This window comes from Microcoleus sp. FACHB-1515 (genome assembly GCF_014696105.1).
Lineage (GTDB): Bacteria > Cyanobacteriota > Cyanobacteriia > Elainellales > Elainellaceae > JAAUTJ01.
The window spans coordinates 19,803-43,259 of the sequence record NZ_JACJPO010000061.1 but is presented as its reverse complement, the minus strand read 5'-3'; the positions used below and the strand labels follow the sequence as shown (position 1 = coordinate 43,259).

General features: G+C 54.0%; 23 protein-coding genes and 1 riboswitch. Of the genes, 14 read left to right on the top strand and 9 right to left on the bottom strand.

Features of this window, described 5'->3' with window-relative positions; translation table 11 throughout:
* Positions 1 to 7: 7 nt before the first annotated feature.
* Both H6F67_RS20930 and H6F67_RS20925 read right to left on the bottom strand, forming a co-directional pair.
* Positions 8 to 1,330: a CmpA/NrtA family ABC transporter substrate-binding protein gene (locus tag H6F67_RS20930; protein ID WP_190768585.1), complete on the bottom strand. Its 1,323-nt coding sequence runs from the start codon at positions 1,328 to 1,330 to the stop codon at positions 8 to 10.
* 44 nt (positions 1,331 to 1,374) lie between these two features.
* On the bottom strand, positions 1,375 to 2,925 hold the full coding sequence (locus H6F67_RS20925) for a ferredoxin--nitrite reductase (RefSeq protein ID WP_190768584.1): 1,551 nt from the start codon (positions 2,923 to 2,925) through the stop codon (positions 1,375 to 1,377).
* Positions 2,926 to 3,723: 798 nt separating this feature from the next.
* Here H6F67_RS20925 and H6F67_RS20920 point away from each other — a divergent pair.
* From H6F67_RS20920 to H6F67_RS20910, 3 genes are all read left to right on the top strand, one after another.
* Positions 3,724 to 4,989, top strand: coding sequence for a HEAT repeat domain-containing protein (locus H6F67_RS20920; RefSeq protein ID WP_190768583.1), 1,266 nt, complete (start codon positions 3,724 to 3,726; stop codon positions 4,987 to 4,989).
* Between the two features lie 136 nt (positions 4,990 to 5,125).
* Positions 5,126 to 6,040: a LysR family transcriptional regulator gene (locus tag H6F67_RS20915; RefSeq protein WP_190768582.1), complete on the top strand. Its 915-nt coding sequence runs from the start codon at positions 5,126 to 5,128 to the stop codon at positions 6,038 to 6,040.
* A 64-nt stretch (positions 6,041 to 6,104) separates the two neighbouring features.
* The gene (locus H6F67_RS20910; protein ID WP_190768581.1) at positions 6,105 to 7,169 is read left to right on the top strand and encodes an anthranilate phosphoribosyltransferase family protein; all 1,065 of its coding nucleotides are present in this window, start codon (positions 6,105 to 6,107) and stop codon (positions 7,167 to 7,169) included.
* Here H6F67_RS20910 and H6F67_RS20905 read toward each other — a convergent pair.
* Entirely contained in the window at positions 7,166 to 7,681 is a 516-nt protein-coding gene (locus H6F67_RS20905) for a cyclic nucleotide-binding domain-containing protein (protein ID WP_190768580.1), read from the bottom strand. The genes H6F67_RS20910 and H6F67_RS20905 overlap by 4 nt on opposite strands.
* 375 nt (positions 7,682 to 8,056) lie before the next feature.
* Between H6F67_RS20905 and H6F67_RS20900 the strand changes: the two genes are divergently transcribed.
* Together H6F67_RS20900 and H6F67_RS20895 are read left to right on the top strand one after the other, a co-directional pair.
* A complete protein-coding gene (locus H6F67_RS20900) occupies positions 8,057 to 8,260 on the top strand; it encodes a chlorophyll a/b-binding protein (protein WP_190768579.1) in 204 nt (67 codons plus the stop codon).
* Between the two features lie 281 nt (positions 8,261 to 8,541).
* Positions 8,542 to 8,811, top strand: coding sequence for a YciI family protein (locus H6F67_RS20895; RefSeq protein WP_190768578.1), 270 nt, complete (start codon positions 8,542 to 8,544; stop codon positions 8,809 to 8,811).
* Positions 8,812 to 8,817: 6 nt separating this feature from the next.
* Here H6F67_RS20895 and H6F67_RS20890 read toward each other — a convergent pair whose 3' ends face one another.
* A complete protein-coding gene (locus tag H6F67_RS20890; protein WP_190768577.1) occupies positions 8,818 to 9,513 on the bottom strand; it encodes a 2,3-bisphosphoglycerate-dependent phosphoglycerate mutase in 696 nt (231 codons plus the stop codon).
* A 3-nt stretch (positions 9,514 to 9,516) separates the two neighbouring features.
* Positions 9,517 to 10,044, bottom strand: coding sequence for a hypothetical protein (locus tag H6F67_RS20885; protein ID WP_190768576.1), 528 nt, complete (start codon positions 10,042 to 10,044; stop codon positions 9,517 to 9,519).
* A 144-nt stretch (positions 10,045 to 10,188) separates the two neighbouring features.
* Here H6F67_RS20885 and ruvB point away from each other — a divergent pair, with 144 nt between their 5' ends.
* From ruvB to H6F67_RS20855, 6 genes are all read left to right on the top strand, one after another.
* Complete coding sequence (ruvB, locus tag H6F67_RS20880; RefSeq protein ID WP_190768575.1) at positions 10,189 to 11,304, top strand: Holliday junction branch migration DNA helicase RuvB; 1,116 nt, start codon at positions 10,189 to 10,191, stop codon at positions 11,302 to 11,304.
* 23 nt (positions 11,305 to 11,327) lie between these two features.
* Positions 11,328 to 12,110, top strand: a complete 783-nt coding sequence (locus H6F67_RS20875) for a tetratricopeptide repeat protein (protein WP_190768574.1) — start codon at positions 11,328 to 11,330, stop codon at positions 12,108 to 12,110.
* A 614-nt stretch (positions 12,111 to 12,724) separates the two neighbouring features.
* Positions 12,725 to 12,931, top strand: coding sequence for a hypothetical protein (locus H6F67_RS20870; RefSeq protein ID WP_190768573.1), 207 nt, complete (start codon positions 12,725 to 12,727; stop codon positions 12,929 to 12,931).
* 27 nt (positions 12,932 to 12,958) lie between these two features.
* A complete protein-coding gene (locus H6F67_RS20865) occupies positions 12,959 to 13,471 on the top strand; it encodes an isoprenylcysteine carboxylmethyltransferase family protein (RefSeq protein ID WP_190768572.1) in 513 nt (170 codons plus the stop codon).
* A gap of 110 nt (positions 13,472 to 13,581) precedes the next feature.
* On the top strand, positions 13,582 to 14,652 hold the full coding sequence (locus tag H6F67_RS20860; RefSeq protein WP_190768571.1) for a hypothetical protein: 1,071 nt from the start codon (positions 13,582 to 13,584) through the stop codon (positions 14,650 to 14,652).
* Between the two features lie 272 nt (positions 14,653 to 14,924).
* The gene (locus H6F67_RS20855; RefSeq protein WP_190768570.1) at positions 14,925 to 15,530 is read left to right on the top strand and encodes a peroxiredoxin; all 606 of its coding nucleotides are present in this window, start codon (positions 14,925 to 14,927) and stop codon (positions 15,528 to 15,530) included.
* A 56-nt stretch (positions 15,531 to 15,586) separates the two neighbouring features.
* On the opposite strand, the gene H6F67_RS20850 is transcribed toward H6F67_RS20855, so the two are convergent.
* Complete coding sequence (locus tag H6F67_RS20850) at positions 15,587 to 17,974, bottom strand: HD family phosphohydrolase (RefSeq protein ID WP_190768569.1); 2,388 nt, start codon at positions 17,972 to 17,974, stop codon at positions 15,587 to 15,589.
* A gap of 101 nt (positions 17,975 to 18,075) precedes the next feature.
* Positions 18,076 to 18,966, bottom strand: a complete 891-nt coding sequence (locus H6F67_RS20845) for a hypothetical protein (protein WP_190768568.1) — start codon at positions 18,964 to 18,966, stop codon at positions 18,076 to 18,078.
* A gap of 165 nt (positions 18,967 to 19,131) precedes the next feature.
* On the opposite strand from H6F67_RS20845, the gene H6F67_RS27860 reads away from it, so the two are divergent.
* Complete coding sequence (locus tag H6F67_RS27860; RefSeq protein ID WP_190768567.1) at positions 19,132 to 19,863, top strand: peptidoglycan-binding protein; 732 nt, start codon at positions 19,132 to 19,134, stop codon at positions 19,861 to 19,863.
* Positions 19,864 to 19,969: 106 nt separating this feature from the next.
* On the opposite strand, the gene H6F67_RS20835 is transcribed toward H6F67_RS27860, so the two are convergent.
* Together H6F67_RS20835 and H6F67_RS20830 are read right to left on the bottom strand one after the other, a co-directional pair.
* Positions 19,970 to 20,155 (bottom strand): hypothetical protein, encoded by a 186-nt coding sequence (locus H6F67_RS20835; protein ID WP_190768566.1) that lies wholly within the window; start codon positions 20,153 to 20,155, stop codon positions 19,970 to 19,972.
* Between the two features lie 45 nt (positions 20,156 to 20,200).
* Positions 20,201 to 21,454 (bottom strand): glycosyltransferase family 1 protein, encoded by a 1,254-nt coding sequence (locus H6F67_RS20830; RefSeq protein WP_190768619.1) that lies wholly within the window; start codon positions 21,452 to 21,454, stop codon positions 20,201 to 20,203.
* Positions 21,455 to 21,622: 168 nt separating this feature from the next.
* Positions 21,623 to 21,794, bottom strand: a riboswitch (cyclic di-AMP (ydaO/yuaA leader).
* A 300-nt stretch (positions 21,795 to 22,094) separates the two neighbouring features.
* On the opposite strand from H6F67_RS20830, the gene prfB reads away from it, so the two are divergent.
* Positions 22,095 to 23,220 (top strand): peptide chain release factor 2 gene (gene prfB / locus H6F67_RS20825; RefSeq protein ID WP_190768565.1). Its coding sequence is split into 2 segments (ribosomal slippage): positions 22,095 to 22,169 and positions 22,171 to 23,220, totalling 1,125 coding nucleotides; the frame shifts between segments, so codons are not numbered across the junction.
* Between the two features lie 12 nt (positions 23,221 to 23,232).
* On the top strand, positions 23,233 to 23,439 hold the full coding sequence (locus H6F67_RS20820; RefSeq protein WP_190768564.1) for a DUF3285 domain-containing protein: 207 nt from the start codon (positions 23,233 to 23,235) through the stop codon (positions 23,437 to 23,439).
* The last annotated feature ends 18 nt before the right edge of the window (positions 23,440 to 23,457 follow it).

Sequence of the window (23,457 nt, the reverse complement as noted above, 5' to 3'; positions counted from 1 at the left end):
ATCGGAATTAAGCCTTCTTAATCTTCAAGCTGCTCAAATAAGCGGCGGGGTTCTCCGGGTCAAACGTGACGCCATCGAAGAAGGTTTCGACACCGCGCGACGTGCTGGCGGGAATGGCGGCTTCTTGACCGATCGCCTTGGCCGCTTCTTTCCACAGATCTTCACGGTTGACGCGATCGACCAAAGCCTTCACGTCGGTATTCGCAGGCAGATAGCCCCAGCGCTGCTCCTCGGTCATGAACCAGATATCGTGACTCTTGTAGGGATAGGAGGCGTTGTCTGCCCAGAATTTCATCACGTGCGGGCTGTTTTCTTCGACCGGACGACCATCGCCAAAGTCAAATGTGCCTTTGAGTCGGTCTTGAATGTCAGCGGCGGGAACGCCAAACCACGATCGCTTCGAGACGATATCGATCATTTCGGCTTTGTTGGCTTCGCACCAGATTTGCGCTTCCTGCACGGCTTTAATCATGGCAAGCGCGGCTTTCGGGTTCGCGTCCACCCAATCGGCTCGCATGGCAAAGGCTTTTTCCGGGTGGTCTTTCCACAGTTGTCCAGTCGTGAGGGCGGTGTAGCCGATTTTCTGGTTAACCAACTGAGCATTCCAGGGTTCTCCGACGCAGAACGCATCCATCGTTCCGGTCTTCATGTTGGCGACCATTTGCGGCGGCGGCACGACGATCGTAGACACATCAGTATTCGGGTCGATGCCGCCCGCTGCTAGCCAGTAGCGCATCCAAAGATCGTGTGTGCCACCGGGGAAGGTGACGGCAAACTTCATCTGATTGCCTGCCGACTTGGTTTCTTGCACTTTCGACATCAGCTTTGAGCTATCAAGCTGAACGCCCAAGTCTTTGTGAGCGTTGGCAACTGAGATGCCTTGTCCGTTCACGTTCAGCCGCGCCAAGATGTACATCGGCACTTTCTTTCCATCCGTGACAATGCCTTCGCTGATCAGGTAGGGCATCGGGGAAAGGATGTGTGCGCCATCGATGCCGCCGCCGCCCGAACCGAGAACGAGGTTGTCGCGAGTCGTTCCCCAAGAGGCTTGCTTGGCAACTTCCACATCGGTCATGCCGTACTTGGCGAAGAAGCCTTTTTCTTGCGCCACGATCAAGGGAGCGGCATCGGTCAGCGCGATGAAGCCCAATTTGGCGGTAGTGACTTCGGGCGTAGTTTCTGGTGTGAGTTCGATCGCTTCAGCGTTGGCGGAAGTCGTGGTGCTTTCGCCGCCTCCTCGACTGCTGGGAGTGCTACAGCCGTTGAGAATCAAAGTTCCGGCTGCCGCTGTGGTGGCGATCGAAAGAAAATGGCGACGAGAAATAGACATGGGTGAACTCTCTAAGAGGAAGGGTGTATGAGGTTGAAGGAAAACTAAACGGTGACAGCGTCCTTGAGTTGACCCTGAAACTGAGTGACCAGCAGATCGCGCAAGACATCTTTGAGGTCGTCACAGGGGACGGCTTTGCGGACGCAGGTTCCCAAATGGGCTTCTTTGCCGACTTTGCCGCCCATGTAGATGTCTGCCGCTTCGACGGTTTTGCCGTCTTTGCGAGCTTTGGTTCCCATCAAACCGATGTCGGCAACTTGCGGCTGACCGCACGAGTTGGGGCATCCTGTCCAGTGAATCCGGACGGGACGGGGAACGCTGACTTCTTGCTCCAGTTCGCTGATCATCGCCAGAGCGCGATTCTTGGTTTCGATCAGGGCAAAGTTGCAGAATTGTGCTCCCGTACAGGAGACGAGCGATCGCACCAGCGGCTCAGGAGCGACCGAAAAACGCTCTAGCAATGGCTCTTTCAGGAACGGCCCCAAGCGCGAATCGGGAATGTTAGGAATGATGATGTTCTGTTCCACTGTCAAGCGCAGTTCGCCGCTGCCGTAGACTTCCGCCAGCCTTGCCAGGTCGAACATATCTCCGGCAAACAGGCGACCCACCGGAACATGCAGGCCGACATAGTTCAATCCCGGTTGGCTTTGGGCGTGAATGCCGATGTGGTCGCGCTTGTCCCACAAAATTTCATCTTTCTCAGCAGCCGTTTGCAGCGGGTAGCCTAACTGCTGCTCGACCTCAGCCCGAAACTTCTCCATGCCCCACTCATCGATCAGCCACATGAGGCGGGCTTTTTGACGATTGGCGCGGAGTCCGTGATTGCGATAGACCAGCAAAATCGCTTCGCACATCGCCACGACATCACGCGGATCGACCCAGGCATTGAGCGGCACGGCAGCTTCACAGCGCTTGGCCGAGAAGAAACCGCCGACTAAGACGTTGAATCCCAGCGTGCCATCCTTGAAGGCGGGAACAAAGGCAATGTCGTTGATTTCGGCGTGAACGGAGTTGTCGCGGCATCCGGCGATCGCAATGTTGAATTTGCGCGGCAGATTCGTAAATGAGGGGTTGCCCTCACCGTTATTCGTAATCATGTCTTGCACTTTGCGAACCAAGCCGCGAGTGTCAATCAGTTCGTCGGCATCGATTCCAGCAACCGGAGATCCGGTGATGTTGCGGACGTTATCCATCCCAGTTTGAACGCTGGTTAAACCTGCCGCCTCGAAGCGACGAAAGATGTCGGGCAGATCTTCAACCCGAATGCCGCGCAACTGAATGTTTTGGCGCGTCGTCACATCGCCCACGCCGTCTTCACCGTAGCGCTGCACAATTTCCGCTAGGACGCGAAACTGACCGCTGGTGATGATGCCGTTGGGAATCCGCATCCGCATCATGAACTTGCCGGGAGTGACCGGACGAAAAAACACGCCCATCCACTTGAGGCGATGGTCGCGATCGATTTCGTCCATCGCTTCCCAGCCGATTTGAGCAAACTGATCTAACTCTTTTTTGACTTCAAGACCGTCTTTTTCGGCCTTGAATTTCTCGAACTTATTGAGGCTAGCCGTTGGGTTAAGGGTGGCTTCGGTCACGGGGAAATATCCTCGATGCTACCTGCAAATAAACAAAGCTTGAGCGAACCAGGGCAAACAATCAGACAAATCGAACTTCAAACGAATGAAACTTTTGGCTAGCAGTTCAAATCGCTTTGTGGATGCATTGCGACTCGAATTGCACTCGATCGATTTCGCTTTTTCCAAACTTGTTTCGATCGCGTTTCCTTGACCTCATGCACTCAGGTTAGAAATTTCAAACGAGTGAATTGGTAGCTGTTGTTACTAAATTTCACATTTGATGAAGATTGTGCATTTTGCAAATGCGGAAACTGCATAATCGGCTAATTCCTCTGTCTTAAGGCGGGTTTTAGCGGTTCGATCGCTCAATTTCGCTCTACCAACAGGCAGAAAGTCAGGAGAATTTGACATTGTATCAGCGCGATCGAAATGTGGTGTCTTCTGATTGAAAGCGGCGAACTTACGACGAAAACCGAACCGAAGTTCTGCGAGTTTCAGTGAGAAGGCGGTCTTAAATCTCTCAATTGAACCGAACCTAGATTGTCATTTCAGTCAAACTGAACACGGTCTGAAATGACGATCGCGCTTTTACTAGATTGCTAAAGCTTTCAAAAACGCGAGATCGTTGAAAATTAGCACGTTAAGAAAAGTAAAGCCGTAGATTTGTAACAAAAACTACTGAGCAAAACCGCCAATGCAAAGACTGCATTCGTTCGATGAATGTTTAGCATTCACAGGCTAAAAAACCTGTTTTATTTTTGCGATCGGCTTAACAATCAAGATATCGATCGCCCTTTCGCTGTGCTCACATCCGCCATGCCAAAATCGCTCACGTCATCTGCCGCCCCGTCTGAAGTGCTGTCGCAATTTGTTTCTCAGCTTGCCACAATCGACAATTCACGCGCCGCCAGCATCACCGAGGTTGATGAACTGCTCGATCGCACCTTGTCCGTTTTGGAGAACGGCGATTTTCAGGCGCGTTGGGAAGTCTCAAAGCTGCTGCCCCAAATCGTTTCAGCCGAACTGATCACGCCTCAACTGGCGATCGATGCGCTCTTCGATCTGCTTGACGAAGACATGGAAGAAGAACTCGCCTGGTTCATCGTGCGAATCTTAGGACAGATCGAGCATCCCGATGTGCTGGCAGCTTTGATGGAAACGCTCAAATCCGCGCAAAGCGAAGAACTGCGGGCAATGGCGGCAGGAGTAATCGCCGCACAGGGCACAAAAGCGATCGCCCCCCTCACCAATCTCTTAGGCGAAGCGGAATGGCGCTTGCTAGCAGTTCAGGCACTTTCGCAGATTCGCCATTCGGAAACGATCGCCCCTCTCCTGGAAGTCGTGCAGGATGCCGATCCGCAAATTCGCGCAGCGGCAATCGAAGCTTTATCGAGTTTTCACGATGTCCGTATTCCCCCGGTTCTGCTGAATGCGCTGGGTGACATCGCGGCCCCGGTGCGGCGCGAGGCGATCGTTGGGCTGGGATTTCATCAACAGCTCGCCGATGCGATCGTCCCTCGACTACAAGCTTGTCTATACGACTTCAACCTAGAGGTTTGTCGGCAGGCGGCGATCGCGCTCGGTCGGCTCCAGTCACCTGCCGCCGCAGATGCTTTGTTTGCGCTGCTCCGATCGCCCCACACGCCGATTCCGCTTCAGGTGGAAACCGTTCGTGCTTTGAATTGGATACAGACTAAAGCCACGATCGAAGTGTTGCAGCAGCACCTCAAACCATCCGCCGACGAAAGTGTGATTCAAGAAATTCTCTTGGCGCTCGGTCGCATCGAACCGGACGATCTCAAGTTGATCGCCGCCCAAATTCTGGCCGAGTCGATCGCCGCGCTTCCCAGTTCCACCCTGAAGCAAACCGCAGCCTTGAGCCTAGGCCAGTTGGAGCAGCCTGACTCGATCGAGCCGCTCCTGAATTTGCTCGCTGATCCCGATGAAAGTGTGCGACTTCATGCGATCGCTGGCCTAAAGCAAATTGAATCAGCGTTCGATCGCCTGCAAACCTTAGCCGCTACGGAAAATTTACCGAATCAGTGGCGAGACGCGATCGCGACCGCGCTGGCCGAATGGTAATATAGGCTACCAATAGTATTTGCTTGCTCATACGCGCTGGCTCGCTCAGTCTGTAGCCAACATCACTAAACCCCCTTTCAATATCCGGTAAGGTCAAGTTACTTGAACTGCGTGGAATCGCTGCGCTGCGGGGTTTATGCGACTGGAACAACTGCAAGCATTTCTGGCGGTGGCGGAAACCGGAAGTTTTCAGCAGGCTGCACAAAAATGTGGATTGACGCAATCCACGATCAGTCGTCAAGTGCAAGGCTTGGAGGCTGAACTCAACCTGCCGCTGTTTCACCGCAACGCACAGGCCAAGCTGACGATCGCCGGAGAACGCTTTCTTCCCCGCGCTCGCAAAATCTGTCATGAATGGCGCACCGCTTCCACCGAACTCGCAGATTTGCTGGCCGGAAAGCAGCCGGAACTTTGCGTCGCCGCCATTCACTCGATCTGCGCTCAGTATTTACCTCCGGTTCTACAAAGCTTTTGCCAGGAATACCCGGAAGTGCAGTTGCGCGTTACGTCGCTCGGCAGCGATCGCGCTATCAAAGTCCTCAAAGACGGATTGGTGGACGTGGCGATCGTGATGAACAACCGCTTTCTCACGACAACGCCAGAACTCATCGTCGATCCGCTTTACGATGAAGCCGTTGAAGTGCTGATGGCGGCGAACCATCCCTTGACCGAGTTCGATCGCGTTCCTTGGGCAGAACTCGCTCGCTTTCCGCAAGTCGTCTTCAAGGACGGCTATGGAATGCAGCGCTTGGTTCAAGAGCAGTTTGCACGGCAGGGCGTTGCGCTCAACGCCGCGCTAGAGTTGAATACCTTGGATGCGTTTCGCGGCATTGTTCGGCAGGGTGAACTCGTTGCGCTCTTGCCGCGATCGGCGATCGTAGACGGACACACCGATCCGACACTCGCTGTTCGTCCCACCGCAGAACCGTCACTTGTTCGGCAGGTCGTCCTCGTCACCTCGCAAGACCGCCTGCAAATTCCACCGATTCAGCGCTTCCGCGATCTCGTTCATCAGCACATCACCTCGCGTTCTGCTCTGCCTGTTTCCTAGGGGTTGAAAGTGAAATCGACATCCGACACGATCCCCAACACCCGACACCTGACCCTCGATCGCCATGAGTGACACCTTCCGCGACCTACTCCGCAAAGTTGCCAGCGGCACCCACACCAGCGTTGACCTCACCCGCAGCGAGGCCGCAGCCGCCACGCGCATGATCTTGACGCAAGAAGCGACTCCCGCCCAAATCGGCGCATTCATGATTTCCCACCGCATCAAGCGTCCGACCGGGGAAGAACTAGCGGGAATGTTGGATGCCTACGACCAATTCGGCGCGAAGCTTCAGCCGATCGACAGTCCCCACCCTCCGATCGTGTTCAGCCTGCCGTATGACGGGCGATCGCGCACCCTGCCGTTGAGTCCACTGACGGCCTTGGTGCTAGCAGCCGCAGACCTGCCGATCGTGCTGCATGGCGGCGGACGCATTCCCACCAAGTACGGCATTCCGCTGACGGAAGTGTGGCAGGCGTTGGGAATTGACTGGACGCAGCTCGATCTCGATCAGGCGCAGCAAATTTTCGCCCAAACCAAAATCGGCTTTGTCTACCAGCCGCGTCACTTTCCCCTCGCAGAAGGACTCGTGGAATTTCGCGACCAGATCGGCAAGCGTCCGCCGTTTGCCACGCTGGAACTGTTTTGGTGTCCATATGCCGGAGACTGTCTGCTGGTTTCCGGCTTTGTCCATCCGCCGACCGAGGGCATGGCATATGAAGCGTTTTCGCTGCGCGGAACTGGAAACTACATCACCGTCAAAGGTCTAGAAGGCAGTTGTGATTTGCCGCGCGATCGCACCTGCATCATCGGCCTCGGCCACAAGCCCGGAGAACCGATCGAACGCTTGTTGCTGCATCCCCGCGACTACGGGTTTGCGGGAACTGATGTGCCGCTCGACGAAGCCACGATCGCCGATTTGATGCAGGCCGTTTTGCGAAACGAAGGCGGCGACCTGCAAAGCTCGATCGTGTGGAACAGCGGCTTTTATCTGTGGCGATCGGGTGCTTGTGCTGATCTAGAATCCGGCCTTGCCCTCGCCCAAGAGCTGATTGCCAATGGTCAAGCCGCGCAAAAGCTGAGCGAACTGCATCGCTCGATCGCTCAGCTTCAGCCTGTTGCGTTGCGCTAAGCGGATTCGTTGCCTTTTAGCCGCTCTAGCAAATTGTCAAATCGCTGCTGAGCGATCGCCGCCGTTTCCGTTTCGGTCTGGGTGCGATCGGGAGAATTGCTCAACTGCCGCACCGTGCCGCGCAAGCGACTCGACAGCAAAATCGCCAGCGCTCGATAAAAGCGAGCTGCAAAGCCCACATCGGTCTGAAGCTTTTCGCTCAGCAGCGATCGCGGGACGGCCAGCACAACCGATTTTTCTAAGGTCTGCACCGTTGCCGAAGGGGGGCGCGATTCAACAAACGACATTTCTCCGACCACATCGCCGCTTGCCAATCGCGCAATTTGCCGTCCTTCTAGCGCCGAAATCGTCACGACGAGCGTTCCTTCAAGCAGGATATACAGCGCATCGACCGACTTGCCTTCATGAATCAAAATCGTTCCCGGCTCAACATCTTGGCGATCGCCCGTTTGAATCAGCCAGTCAATATCCGCATCGCTCAACTCGCCCAAAATAAATAAAACTTGCTTCATGGTGAATTCTCTAATTCGGCGTGACCCATCTGTACGCTGGACCTGAAGCACCCTGATTGCATTTCACGCATCCACATTAAGCAAATGCTTGACTTTTTATACAAGTTTACTCTCCGTAGAGCGGGATGGTTTAGTACCCTTGGAGAGGGATAACCGCGATGAAATGTAAAGAACGTCGCGGTTTGGTCATCTTAGCAGGGAATCGAAGTTGCTAAATTACAGCCTTGAAACCTTTGAGGCATAATTGCGGCAATCGATCGCATAAACGAAACAAATCTTTGAAAATCTACCTTTTGATTGTGACGATTCCGAAATAGTTTGTTACATTAGTTAGCAGGTTGGATGAACAAACAACGATTGATTGGAGTCCCCACCATGCAAAGCACACCGAACGAGAAAGACTACTACAAGCAACAGTCCGAGCGGAAGTACGGCGAATTTGCAACCAAGTTCCAATTTGGTTCCAACCCCAGCGCCGAAGTTTGGAACGGTCGCTTGGCAATGATCGGCTTCTTGGCCGCCGTTGCGATCGAGCTGGTTTCCGGCCAAGGCTTCTTGCACTGGCTCGGCCTCGTGTAAGACACAAACAATTTAATATTTCTTCTCCAAGATGACGGTCAAGGTCGGGCAATGCTCGGCCTTTTTTTTGCCTCGATGATTTTGGGATGCGATCGGATGTCGGCGTTGCTGAATTGAGGAATGAATTGTGAGGACGTCATGCCTGCGATCGCCCCCTAAATCCTCTCGCTTGGGGGACTTTGAGACTGGCCTGTTTTCGATTCATACTCAGTTTCAGCAATGCCCGGATTTCTGCCATGCCAGCGTTCTAAACTGATTTTGACCGTTCAATCTTTAAATCGATGCCGAAATATGTGATGTGGGGGCGCTACTGCGACGACGTGCTGGCAAAACGTGCCCCTTACCGTCAAGCTCACCTCGACGGACTTGCTGATCAAAAAGAATCCGGCGTTTTGGTAACGATCGGTCCCACCAAAGACCTAACTCGCGTCTTTGCCATTTACGACGCACCCGACGAAGCCACTGTACGGCAAATCGTCGAAGCCGACCCCTACTGGCAAAACGGCATCTGGACAGAATATGATCTGCGCGAATGGATTCAAGCTGTCTAAACCGCTTCAAATTAAAATTCGCTTCTCGCGCACTTCCCCATTTGCAGCAATGTCATAAACCAGCGGAATTCCGGTTGCAAGTTCGAGGGCGGGAACTGCTTCGGCGGCGAGATTTTCCAGCTTCATGATGATCGATCGCAATGAATTTCCGTGTGCCGCGACGAGAACCGTTTCGCCTGCGGTAATGTGCGACAAAATCCGGCTGGTGAAATAAGGGATGACGCGCTTTTGCGTATCTTCTAAACTTTCGCCTCCGGGTGGACGAGTGGAGTACGATCGCCGCCATTCCTGCACCTGCGCCGCCCCAAACTTGGCGGCAGTCTGTGCCTTGTCGAGTCCCTGCAATTGACCGTAATAGCGCTCATCCAGGGCAACGCTCGGAAAAATCGGCAGTTCTTGATCGGGTTCGCCGTCATAGTGATCCCAGCCGTGCCAATCGAGATCGTCGGCTTCGTGCTTGAGAATCGGCGTTTTGCCACCTGAGAGTTCTTCGTATTCGGTGAGGCAAAGAATCGCAGTTTCGATCGCCCGAATTAACAGGCTGGTAAAGCAAACGTCAATTCGGTAGCTTCGCAGTTTGTCAGCGGCGATCATCACTTCCGCTCGTCCACGCTTGCTCAACGGCACATCCACCCAGCCTGTGAATTTGTTGGCGGCGTTCCATATGCTTTGTCCGTGTCGAATCAGAATCAGTCTTGACATTGCTTACATCACTGCTGACACTGCCTGCTCGATCGTTTGACGCTGTTCGGCATCGTAGTTCCAGCGATCGAGAAACGCTTTATATTCTCCGCGCCCTGTGGCCGCGCTTTCGTGCAGCTTTTGGGCGAGATCGCGCATCTGCGGCAGATCGAGCAGGCGAATCAGATCGAGCGATCGCCGTTGCACTCGATCTGACCCTTGTGCCGCGCTTTCATCTTGATTGCGACGATGATGAACGGCCATTGCTGCGGACATGGCTAAATTTTTGACTAAGAGTTCGGAAACGATGTCGGGAGACGATCGCAAAGCGGTTACAATCGCTGCGGATGGGTGGTCTGCTAGCGATCGATCGTTGCTTAAATAGGTGACGAAAAAGCCCCGTGCGCCGTTTTCAGTCGCGACCAGAGCCGTCACCGTCGATTCGATGTCGGCATCCGCAAGATCGCTGAATCGATCAAGCAGAATTTGCGTCAGGGCGATCGCATCGGGAAACGACAAATTTTCAGGGACTTGCAAAGAATTTTCGGGCATAATGAGCGCGAAATAGCCACAGTCTGATACTATCGCACCCATTAACAGTGGCAAAAATTAGTACAGTTGTCCGAAATGCAGAGTACAGTTAAGCTAAGAGCGATTCCAGCAGGCAGTTTGCCCAAGCGCGAGCGGAGGTGAGACATGGCGATAATCTCTTCCAAACAGCAGGAGCCGTCTGAGCCGCGATCGTCGGAACAAGTGCGATCGCGCTCCAAAAAAGCTGCCGTCCAACCGCCCACCGAAGATTTGCTTCAGCCCGTCGTCACGCTCGACGAATACGGCAAACAAGAAGAAAAGCTGCGTCCCCAGCGCATCGCGGATTACGTCGGGCAAAAAGACCTCCGAGAAGTGCTGAACATCGCGATTCAGGCGGCACAGGCGCGGCAGGAACCGCTCGATCACCTGCTGCTCTATGGGCCACCTGGACTCGGCAAAACCACCATGTCGCTAATTTTGGCAACCGAGATGGGTGTCAACTGCAAAATCACCAGTGCACCCGCCTTGGAGCGTCCCCGCGATATCGTTGGTCTGCTGATCAACTTGCAGCCCGGAGACGTATTGTTTATCGATGAAATTCACCGTTTGCCGAAAGTCACCGAGGAAATTCTCTATCCGGCAATGGAAGATTTTCGGCTCGACATTACGATCGGCAAAGGCCAAAGCGCCCGGACGCAAGTTCTTCCGCTCAAGCGCTTTACCCTCGTCGGCGCAACCACAAGAGTCGGAGCGCTCAGTTCTCCGCTGCGCGATCGATTCGGCCTCGTCCAACGTCTGCGCTTCTATGAACACGACGAACTAACGCAGATCGTTTTACGCACGGCCAGCATTTTGAATACGCCTATTCAGCCGGACGGCGCGGCAGAAATTGCTCGTCGATCGCGAGGCACGCCCCGGATTGCCAATCGTCTTTTGCGCCGAGTGCGTGACTACATTCAGGTGAAGCAGGTCGCCACGATCGACGAAGCGATCGCCGCCGAAGCCTTGCAGCTATTCAACGTTGATCCCTGCGGGCTGGACTGGACAGACCGCAAAATGCTCAGCGTCATGATCGAAAATTTTGGCGGTGGTCCCGTCGGACTCGATACGATCGCCGCCGTGACGGGAGAAGATTCGCAGACGATCGAAGAAGTCTATGAACCCTATTTGATGCAGCTTGGCTACCTCCAGCGCACCCCCAGAGGCCGAATCGCCACGCCTGCCGCCTGGAAGCACATGGGCTATTCGCCGCCCGACAGTCAGCTTCCCTTGGTACTCTAAGGGCAGTTGCGATCGAACCTGTCATGCTCCGCCTCCTCCTTGCCTTCTGCCTCTGCCTATTTTTGTGGACTGCGCCCGCCCGCGCCGAAGTGACGCTGGAACCCGCCCAGCTTGAAGAACTCCGCCAGCAGGCATTTTCTGCCACGAATCGCGGCGACTTCGCCACAGCGGAAACCTACTGGACGCAATTAATCGAGCAGTATCCCGACAGTGCTGCCCTGTGGAGCAATCGCGGTAATGCTCGCGTCAGCCAAAACAAGCTGGAAGCGGCGATCGCAGACTACAACCAAGCCGTTGAACTCGCGCCCGACGCGCCCGATCCCTACCTGAATCGCGGTACGGCCTTGGAAGGCTTGGGCAAATGGGACGAGGCGATCGCGGACTATAACCACGTCCTGGAACTTGACCCGCAAGACCCCGCCGCCTACAACAATCGCGGCAATGCCGAAGCGGGGTCGGGCAACTGGGATGCGGCGATCGCGGATTACCTTTACGCTGCCGACCTCGCGCCCGACTATGCCTTTGCCCGCGCCAACTATGCGCTTGCCCTCTACCAGTCCGGCCAAACGGATGAAGCCCTCCGCACGATGCGAAATCTCGTCCGCAAATATCCGCAGTTTGCCGATATGCGAGCCGCGCTGACGGCTGTGCTGTGGGTGAACGGGCAGCAGGGCGAAGCGGAAAGCAACTGGGTGGCTGCGGTCGGTCTCGATTCGCGCTACAAAAATCTTGATTGGGTGGCAAATACGCGCCGCTGGCCTCCGGCAATGGTGGCCGCACTCGATCGATTTCTGCACCTAAAATAATGTCGAAATACGGGTGATATCCTGCAAAAGTTTTTTAAGCTTTGTCCAGCAGGTCAATCGCTACTATGCTAAGCAAAAAGCAAGTGGCTATACCTTGGTATAGCCACTTGCTAGGTCTTCTAAGAAATAACTATCAGCCGTGTTTCAGATAAATAGAATCAAGTTAATTTAATTGCGTTTATCTATGCTCTAATCAACCTCCCGTTCTACAAACACTACCTCACAGGATATAGGTTGGAGCTTGCAAGCGGCCCTTTCAATTTCTACACCCCCAAAGGGCATGTAATTTGTCACAGAGAATGTGACAACGGCTGGAAGTCCCCTTACTATTTTTCTCCAATTTACGCTCTTTTTCTTATGTTGATTTTTCTCATTGTGCTTTACTATTTCTTTAATTTTTTTCATATTTGCATTTCCAAAATTGTAATTTTTGTTACATTTCAGAAACACGGTCTGTAGAATTACATTTCTTATATGTATTCAATATAGCTTCTGTTCAATACAAATGTCTAGTAAAATTAGGAGAATCTACCTAAAGACTGATTTAGAGGCCGTAAGTATATCGAAGTTGCTCATTAAGTTAGACGGTATTTTATTGGAAGGACGATGTTGAGATGGAAGATGATTTGCGGCCTGAAGAAGGCGGCGTTCGAGGAAAATACATTGAGCGCTATCGAAGCGGTACGAATTTGATTCTTTTAGATCCAGATGTGGCGCAGGCTTTTCCCACCGCAGCCGATGTCAATGCAGCATTGCGATTACTAATGCAGATTGCTCAACGTCAGCAGGAAAATAGCAGTTTATTAGAGTCGAACGGATAAAAGTAATCGTCGATCGATCGCATCACCATGAAACTTTTCTCTGACTGGGGCTTCACCAAAGCCGGATGGCGCACAGGCGATCGCGGCGAATATTGGGTCGTCGCGCAAGCGCTTTTAATTGTTGGTTTCGTGCTGCTGCCCGTCTATCAGCCTGCGGGGTTTCGAGTGCCGTATGCGCTGATTTACGTGACCTTACCGATCGCGCTGATTCTATTCACAGGCGGCATTTTGCTCGCCGTGCGCGGCTTGTCGGAACTGGGAGATAATCTAACGCCTTTGCCGCATCCGAAAGACAGCGGAACTTTGGTGCAGACGGGTGTTTACAGCGTGGTGCGACATCCTTTGTATGGTGCGATCGTGCTGGCGATGTTTAGTTGGGCAGTGTTGCAGTTGAGCGTGACGCATTTGATGGGAGCGATCGCCGCCTTCGCATTCTTCAACGCCAAAGCCAGCCGCGAAGAAATTTGGCTGAGCGCAAAGCACCCCGAATACGCCACCTATCGCCAGCAAGTGAAAAAGCTGCTTCCCTGGATTTATTGAGGCAAACTAGCAGACCTCAAAGTCGGGCACGAGTGGGGAATTGAGGGGGCGAAAGCTTGCCGCCTCAAGATGGTAGATTGATGCTGCTGCCCTTGCCAGAGGTTCGATCGATGCCGCAACCGCCACCAAATTCCGGGAACGCGAAACCGCCTGCCCCTCGCAACAACGCGCTGGAAAACCTGTGGCAAAAAACGCAGCCCGTCTTGAACAAAACAGCGGCGCGATCGCTGCGGAGCATCATTTGGCTGCTCGAACAGGCACTCGTCAAAGTGGAACCCAACGCACCGGAAGCCCCCCGCATCGCAGCCGAGCCAGCACCGCCGCTGTTTCGGCAAATCGGTCGAGTTTGGGCGTGGCTGCTGAAGACAATTCGATCGATCCTGCCGCGATCGCAGCGCGAAAAACTCTCGGATACTGCCCTCAGCGGCATCATTATCGGAACCGTTCTGCTGGCTTTGTGGATCAATTCTGCCCTGAAGCCGACTGCACCGGAACCGATCATTGCTTCGCGTCCCGCGATCGAACAGCCTGCTCCAGATGTTCCGATTCCCGATACGCTGCCTGCGCCCGCTGAACCGACTCCCGCGATCGAAGGCGGCGAAGCCATCGCACCAGAGCCGAGCGAATCTCTAGCGATCGAACCGGAACCGATCGAAATCGCACCAGAGCCGATCGAGCCTTCGGTGGCGGAAGTTCCAGAAATTGAACCTCAACCGGAAATTAGGGAACCGGAAATGATTGAGCTGGAACCGGAGCCGGAAGCGATCGAAGTGCCCCCAGAACCCGAAGCTGAAGAACCGCCGCCAGAAGTTTCCACTGAAAAGGCGTCCGAAGGCGGCGAAGCCACCGAACCTCCGCCACCACCCCAGCTAACGCCAGAGCAAACCTTGGTGGCAGCGATTCAAGATCAGGTGGGCAATTTGACCAATCAGTATGGAAATGGCTTGATTGAGAACATTCAGGCGAATTTTCGCAGCGGTCGGTTGACGGTGAAAATTAACGATTCGTGGTACGAATTGAGCGAAGCACGGCAAAATCAGCTTGCCTCAGATATGCTTGATCGCGCTCGATCGCTCGACTTTCGCCGACTGGAAATCACCGATTCGCAAGGAACGCTGGTTGCCCGCAGTCCGATCGTTGGAACGGACATGATTATTTTGCAGCGATCGACTGAAAATTGACCGCGAGCAGCAGATCAGCTACGCTCGATGGGGCTTAAATGGCTGCCTACTCATCGGTGCGGAGCCGACACCCAACACTCAACCTAAAATTCTCTACTCAAAATCGTTATGACTATGATATAGTCTTAACAGATTGCAAACATTGCGGATTGGGCGATCGGCTTGCAATGCTTCGACTTGCAGCGCTTCCACTTGTAAAGCGGCGATCGTCAGCCGATGTTTCTTCCCATCATCTGCGAACGTAGACGCACGAATATTAAGGAGAGTATCGCATGGGTTACAGCAATGAGGGCTGCCTTCGAGTCGGTCAAACGGCTCCCGACTTTACGGCAACGGCTGTATTCGACCAAGAATTTAAGCAAATCAAACTGTCCGACTATCGCGGCAAATACGTCGTTTTGTTCTTCTATCCGCTCGATTTTACGTTCGTTTGCCCGACCGAAATCACCGCCTTTAGCGATCGCTACGAAGACTTCAAAAACATCAACACCGAAGTTTTGGGCGTTTCGGTGGATAGCGAATTTTCGCACCTGGCCTGGATTCAAACCGATCGCAAATCGGGCGGCGTGGGCGATCTGAACTATCCGCTGGTTTCGGACATCAAAAAAGAAATTAGCTCGGCCTACAATGTGCTTGATCCGGATGCAGGCGTTGCGTTGCGCGGTTTGTTCATCATCGACAAAGATGGCGTAATCCAGCACTCGACGATCAACAACTTGTCGTTTGGCCGCAGCGTCGAAGAAACGCTCCGCACCCTGCAAGCGATTCAATATGTGCAGTCGCACCCGGATGAAGTTTGCCCCGCAGGTTGGCAGCCTGGAGACAAAACGATGTCTCCCGATCCGGTGAAGTCGAAAGTGTTCTTCGCTTCGGTTTAATTTGCAATTGGCTTGAATGAAAAAAGCTCCGCTTCGAGTTCGATCGCGGAGCTTTTTCATGCCGATCGCGCTTTCGGATAGGGAATGCGCTGGTGGTTGGATTGCTGCCAAACGCGCACAAAAATTTCGGCAATTTGCGACATTTCGGCACGAGTCAGGCCGGATTCAACCAGTTGTTCGTCTTGCCAGCGAGCGCGAAGGACGCGATTCACCATTGCCAAGGCTTCTTCGGGCGTGGCCTCTTTGAGCGATCGCAACGCGGCTTCACAGGAATCGGCCAGCATGACAATTCCGGTTTCGCGTGACTGCGGAATCGGGCCATCGTAGCGAAAATCGGAATCGTCCACGAGAAATTCCGCGTGTTCTTGCGCTCGCCGCTGCGCCTGATGATGAAAATATGCGATCGTCATTGTGCCTTGATGTTCGGGAATGAATGCCTGAACTGCGGTGGGCAAACGGTAACGGCGAGCGATCGCCAACCCCTCGGTCACGTGCTTTTTGATAATGGCGGCACTCTGCCAGGGATCATCGATTAGATCGTGCTTGTTGACGCCGCCCATTTGATTTTCGATGAAGCCCTGCGGGTCGTGCATTTTGCCGATGTCGTGATAGAGCGTTCCGGCTCGCACCAGTTCGACGTTGCAGCGTAGCGATCGCGCCGCTGCTTCTGCCAACGTTGCTACAAATAAGGTGTGCTGAAAGGTTCCGGGCGTTTGGGCGGCGAGTTTTTTGAGCAGCGGACAGTTCGGGTTCGACAGTTCTGCCAGGCGAATCGGCGTCACCAGATCGAAAACATGCTCTAAATACGGACTCAGCCCGATCGCCACCACGCTCCACGCCACACCGAGCAACGCCTGCATCAACGCCGCCATCAAAACGCTGTACCAAACCGGACTGTCCAGCACGTTTAGCAGCAGATACAGGACGCCCTGCGTCAAGCCGATCGCGCCGCCCAACAAGGCGAGTTCTTCGCGCGATCGCCGCTTGCCCGCCAGCAGTGCTCCGACAATGCTGCCGATGCTGCTGGCAACGAGGGCACTGCTGCCGATTGGCAGGCCGATCGGCAGCAGCAGACTTAGCAGCAGAACGGTTGTTGCGCCCAAGGCCGAGCCGTAAAAGCTGCCGAGCAGCAGGGCGATCGCAGGCAGACTCGTGGTCGGCAAACTCAGCATCACCGTCAAGGGAGCGCTGAGAGCAAGCAGCAGCACTAGCAGATAGTCGCGCTTTCGCAGTCCGCTGTGCGAATAGCGTTCGACATATATAAAGATCACAACGGCAGCGCTGACCAAGCCCGTGAAACCCAAAATTGCCCAACCATTCAGCGATCGACGGCTGAGGTTGAAGTAATCGAGCAGGACAAAATCCGACTGGCTGATTCGATCGCCCGCTGCGACGATGATTTCGCCCTGGCGAATTTTGACGATTTCTGGCTTGACAGACTGAGCGGCTTGCTCGGCTCGCAGGCGGGTTTGCTCTGGGTCTTGCACCAAATTGGGCTGGAGAACCTGCGTAAGCATTGCAGTGGCGATCGGTTGTCCGGCAGGCGGCACATCAATTAGATGAGCTTGGGCAATTTGAGAAAACTGCGTATCGGGCAGTCCGGGCGCGATGCCCTGAATCAGAATGCGATCGAGCGCTTGCTGCACAGCAAATTGAGTTGCCTCCCAATCCTCGTCCGAGAGATCGAGCAGGCTTGTCGTGTAGAGGGCTTGGGGATCGTCTTTGGTTTGGGTGGCGATCGCGGCAACGGCGGCAGCATAGCGTTGTCGGACGCGATCGATCACCTTTTGCAAACTTGCGAATTCTTCGGCTGAACTATTGCGGCGATAGCTTTGCAGTTCAAGAACAACAAACTGCTCAACAGGCGTAAGATTGGCAGAAACCGCATCGGAAGCACCGCTGGCAAGTTGCAGAATCGTTTGCCAGTCCGCATCCGTAGCCTGTCTCAGATACTGCTGCGATTGCATCGAAAGGTCAAACGGCGGCGCAAATGGCAGCGATCCGGCTTTGGCTCGCAGTTCGTTTCCCTGGTTGAAATAGCGCTGGAGTGCCTGCTGAATTTCTTGATTGGCCGTTTCGTCCACCATCAACACCGGGGTCGATCCGGTGCGGGCAGCCAGCCGATGTTCGGCAGTGGTTTTGGTATCTTCAACCTGGGCGGATGCGGGCGCTCTCAGCGTTTGCGGCGCGATCGTATTCACGGCCAACTGCGGCTCATTATAAAAGCGATGCCCGATCGCACTGGTGAGCAGCACGATCGCCAGCAGCAGCAGCACAGGCCGCGATATGCCCGATCGAGCCACTTTCCGACGCGGAATTTTTTGTTGCAGCAGGCGTCGCCAGCGTCGCAGGTAAAATCGTCGCAGCGGCTTCCAGCGTCGAGCAATCTTCGGCAAAATTGGCTTGTGAGTGAGTTGCTGCTGAATCGATCGAAACAGTTTCATGAAGGCACCCCTAGGTAATCCCAGCAACTGGCGCGATCGGTAGCTGGGTGAAACGGGTCAGCGAGCAACTGCGAACTCCGAATAACAGTATACGAGGGAAGCTAGCGCGGACGAATCAAGCCAGCGGCAGCGATCCCCACGCGATCGATTCTTGGATATGCATTCGCATCCGCACCCGCCCAAGCTGCGAGTAGTTCAGCGGCTAGCCAATCGATCGGCGCTAGAATTTCGGTTTGCCAAGTGTGATGCACAGCAGATGAAGTGAACGGTTGCCACCAGTCGATCGCGATGCCGCTCATTCCTTGATACGCACCTGCCAAAGCACCAAGCCAAACGGCAGCATCGAATCGCTGCATTCGCAACAGGGCAAGGTTGAAATCTTGCGGTGTACTTAGCCAGCCGTAAAGTCCAAGACTGAATCGAGCGAGCGAGACAGGCCGTTTCGCGAGCGATCGCTCCACCGCTACCAAACTCGCTTCAGCTTCCAGCCAAGCCTGCACCTGCAAAAGCTGATTGCTCACGATTGGGCTGACAGGTGCGACAGATTCACTCAGACGCGGCAGCAGTTGATCGATCAGCAGTTCTTCGCGCAGGGCAAGGGCGATCGCTTCACTCAAAGCCAAAATACAAGCTTGTTCGATCGCATCCGATTGTCCTGTGAGGCGATCGATCTGCTGGCGCAACAGCATCGGATTTTCGTGAAAAAACAAGGCGATCGGTAGCCAGTCCAGTCGGGAAATGGATGTTGGCTGTCGGGCTTCGGCAGTCGGGGATCGATCGAGCGGGCGGTTCAGGGCGTGAGCGATCGTTCGATCGACTGCGGCGATCAGCAAACGACTTTGCGGCCATTGCTGCTGCCAGTTTTGCGGCTCAACGTGCCATTGGCCGGATTTAACTTGCTGCCAGGTGAAGCGATCGCGGGCTGCTGCCACTGCCTCGCCGATCGCGGCTCCTCGCAACGCACCTTGAAACCGCCTCAGCAGCAATTGCATCAGAACGACCAAAATAACTGAAAATCGCTAAATATCAGTCTACCCAAGCTCTCAGGCTTCCAGAGCAGTGCAATAATTTGTCGCGGTCGATCGCGCAAAGGCGATCAGATCGCTGATAATTGCGAAGTCCCATTTTGAATCGATATTGTGAATCGATCGATGCGCGTGCCATCTTCTCGCCTGCAAAATTCAATTTGGCGATTGTTCCTCAGCAGCGGCGCGATCGCTGCATTGATTTGGAGCGGCAGCTACACCATTGCCCGCAGTCAATCGACGCCCTCAGCACCCGCCCTTACACCCGCCACGACGACGCCCCCTCGATTCATCACACTGCGATTGGGCGCTGAGGGTTATCTGGTGGCGGAAGTGCAGGCGATCTTGAAGCTGCTGGGCTACTACACAGGCGCGATCGACGGTCGATTTCAGGAGAGCACCGCTACTGCTGTCGCCGCCTTTCAGCGAGCCGCCGGACTGACACCAGACGGCATCGTGGGGATCAACACGTGGAATCGGCTCATTCCCAATTCCACGATCGCCGCCAGTCCCACGCCTGCCAGTCCGATCGCGAGTTCTCCTCCTGCATCGCCTAGCCCAACTCCGACGCCGACCCCAACGCCTGCCGCCAGTCCCACTCCAGCGGCTGCGGCTAGTCCGACGCCCACGCCGACGGCTTCCACTGCGGCCTCAGTTGATTTTCCAATTTTGCGCTTGGGAATGCGAGGTTCAGCCGTGACCCGCCTGCAAGAGCGACTGCGATCGACCGGATTCTACAGCGGAGCGATCGATGGCGTATTCGGCCCACAAACGCAAGCTGCCGTGCAAGCGGCTCAGCGACGATTCGGCCTGACTCCCGATGGAGTCGTTGGGTCGGCCACTTGGGGCGCACTGCTGCGCTAGTCGTGACAAAAGGGACATCGATCGATGCCCCCTTGATTAACGCCACTAGTGCGGGTGGAATCAGACCGAATCGATCGGCTTCACAGGTTGACAGCCAACACCCAACCTACACTTTCACGGGAACCCAAGCAGACGAGACATCTTCGAGAAAGCTGCCCAAAGCGTTGCCCTCGGTGATCCGAACTTTGAGCGTGGGCAGGTAGACGCTGTCGAGCATTTGATGGCCGAAGCCAATGACTTTACCAATGCGGCCAGAAGCTTGATGTTGAGCGTAGTCGTTTAACTGAAACATGGGGGGATTCCTCAAAATTGGGGGGTTACAGAATCGATCGAACTGTTAGGCGGCCTGCTCTTGAACCGTTTGATCAAGCAGCTTGGTGTAAAGCTGGCTGAGGCGAATCGCGACGCTTTGCCAGCTAAATGCGATTTCAACTCGCTGACGAGCCGTTTGCCCAAGCTGGTTGCGCCAGTCGGGATTGAGCAAAATCCGATCGATCGCAGCGGCAAACGCAAAATCATCTTTGGGCGGAACGAGCAAACCCGTCACCTCTGGGATCACGGTGAACTGCAAGCCGCCAACATCGCTGGCAACAACCGGAGTCCGGCTTGCCATCGCTTCGATCGCCACCAGTCCAAACGGTTCGTAGTGGCTGGGAACCACACAGACATCCGCAGCAGCGTAGTACAGCGGCAACTTGGGATCGCCAAGCTGTCCGGGGAAGATTGCGTTTTCCTGCAAGCCGAGTTCCGCAACGATCGACTCGATGCGATCGCGCTCTTGTCCGTCTACCTGTCCGGGTGTGCTGCCGCCACCAATGACAAGCTTGACGTTGGAGCGCTGGCAGGATTGCCCGATCGCTCGCACCAGCGTTTCAATGCCTTTGCGCGGATCAAACCGTCCGACATACAGCACGATTTTGTCATCCAGACTGAAGCCCAAAGCGGCGCGAGCAGCAGCGCGATCGACTTTGCCGAAGCGATCGGTATCGGTTCCGCAGGGGATCATGTCGATCTTGCCTTTGGTTGAAACGTAAGTCCGCATGTGTTCTTGCTCTTGCGGGCTAGTTGCCACAATGCGTTCAGCAGTTTCCAGGCAGGTTTTTTCCACGGTCAGGCGTTTGGCAGCGATCGGCGGGATCTGATCGATCGCCTGATACTTGATTGCGCCGAGCGAGTGGTAGGTGTGGACTTGAGCAAGGGGCTGATGCTTTTTAAGCTGCATTCCCACCCAAGACGACAGCCAATAGTTGCTATGGACAAGCTGATACTGATGCCCTTCTTGCTTCTGAAAATCGAGCAGGGCTTGCACAAATTCGGGCAGATGGGGAAAAACGCGATCTCGCGAAATAAATTCGGTGGCTCCAGCTTTGAGGCGAATCGTGCGGCAGTTGGGCGTGTGCTGCACGATCGCCTCTTGGTCAGGGCTGGTTTGACGCGAAAACATATCCACTTGCCAGCCTTGTTGCGCCAAGGCCAAGCCGACCTGACGCACATACACATTTTGGCCTCCGGCTTCTTCACGACCAATTTCGATCGCGGGATCGCCAGAAACAGAAATCAATGCAACACGGTTCTCTGGAGTCAAGAGCATAGATGGTTTCACCTCATACAGTTGAACCGCCGCTCCCGCAAAAAGCTCAGGCAAAATTTGCCGCGCCTTGATTGGGATAGGCACAGCGAAGCAATTGACCAGCCAAAGGAATACTGACAAGATCAAGCTTTCTTTGAATTGAAATAATCGAAAGAATGCCAGTCTAAACAGGCTCCTCTCAAACGCTGACGAAGTTAGCTGACGGGCGAGGACTGAGAGATGTCCTTCTGGGCGCTAAAGCACAAAAACGATACATGGACGATTTTCAGCGTTGCTTTAGCTGGCGCAAGATTAGCCCCGGTAAATGGTTCCTCCGCTTTGGATTGAGCGATACATCAAGGTAGGCGCAAGCCAAATTAAGCAGACTAGACGTAAGTGAGTTTGAAGATAACGTAAGTTTATAGCTCTGTCAACTTTCTTTCCTGAAAGAATAAACACATTGATGTCAGTCGCACCGAACCATCGAAAAACTTCGATCGACTCACAGAACGAACGATTCGCCCTGCTGACTGTTGAATATCAGCGGTGAAAGAACGCAAAATGGCGGGTTTGAGCGATCGATACTGCTGGAATCGGTTTGTCCGATCGGGATGAAGATAAGATGGAGAAAGCCAATTGACGCTAGGAGAACTTCGTTTCCGTGCTAGAAGCATTGACGATTAAACGCGAGATTGAACTGCTGTCTGAGCGCCTGGGTAAAACTCAGGACTATCTTTGACCTGCCTGCCCTCAACGCCAAAATTCAAGACCTCGAACAGGTTGCGGCACAACCCGAATTCTGGAACGATCAAGATTCGGCTCAGCGCACGCTGCAAGGACTCAGCGACCTGAAAGCGCACGTGCAGCAGCTTGATGAATGGCGATCGCGCCTCGAAGATTCCCAAGCAATTCTCGAACTTTTAGAACTCGAATCGGATGAATCTTTGCTGCAAGAAGCCCAAATCAATCTCAACAATTTGAGCCGCGAACTTGACCAGTGGGAACTTCAGCAATTGCTTTCTGGCCCGTATGATTCTGGCGGAGCCGTGCTAACAATTAACGCAGGAGCCGGAGGAACTGATGCACAAGACTGGGCAGAAATGCTGCTGCGAATGTACACGCGCTGGAGCGAAAATCATGGCTATAAAGTACAGCTTGCTGAGCTTTCAGAAGGAGATGAAGCTGGACTAAAATCAGCAACTTTGGAAATAACTGGACGCTATGCCTACGGCTATTTGAAAGCTGAAAAAGGCACACATCGACTGGTGAGAATTTCGCCGTTTAATGCCAACGGCAAGCGGCAAACGAGCTTTGCAGGCGTGGAAGTCATGCCTGTTCTCGATCGCGATGTGAACCTGGAAATTCCCGAAAAAGATTTGGAAATCACTACGTCTCGCGCTGGTGGCAAAGGTGGGCAAAACGTCAACAAAGTCGAAACTGCCGTGCGAGTTACGCACCTGCCAACCGGACTCGCTGTCCGCTGTACGCAGGAGCGATCGCAACTGCAAAACAAAGAAAAAGCTTTGGCAATTCTTAAAGCTAAGCTGTTAGTGATTGCTCAAGAACAGCGAGCTAAAGAAATCGCAGACATTCGCGGCGATATGGTTGAAGCAGCTTGGGGAAATCAAATTCGCAATTACGTCTTTCATCCCTATCAGCTTGTCAAAGATCTGCGAACAAACGTTGAAACGACAGCGATCGAAGACGTTATGAATGGCGATCTTGATGTGTTCATCCAGGCCTGTCTGCGCCAAGAAAACCAAATGATTGAAACTGCAACGATTTAATAGGAATTCATCATGGCTGAAGAACCAATCGCAACTGAATCCATTCCCGTTGAACCCGCTTCAACTGAAGCAACGCCGAAAGCTGAAAAGCCGCCGAGCTACGTCAAGCTGGCAATGCGAAACATGGTACGCAAGCGCGGCAAATCGCTCTACCACTTTGCACTGACGGCAATCGGGCTGCTGGCGTTCTTTGTGGGCGTTTCATATCTAACGCGCTAATTCCAAACTACCCTCATC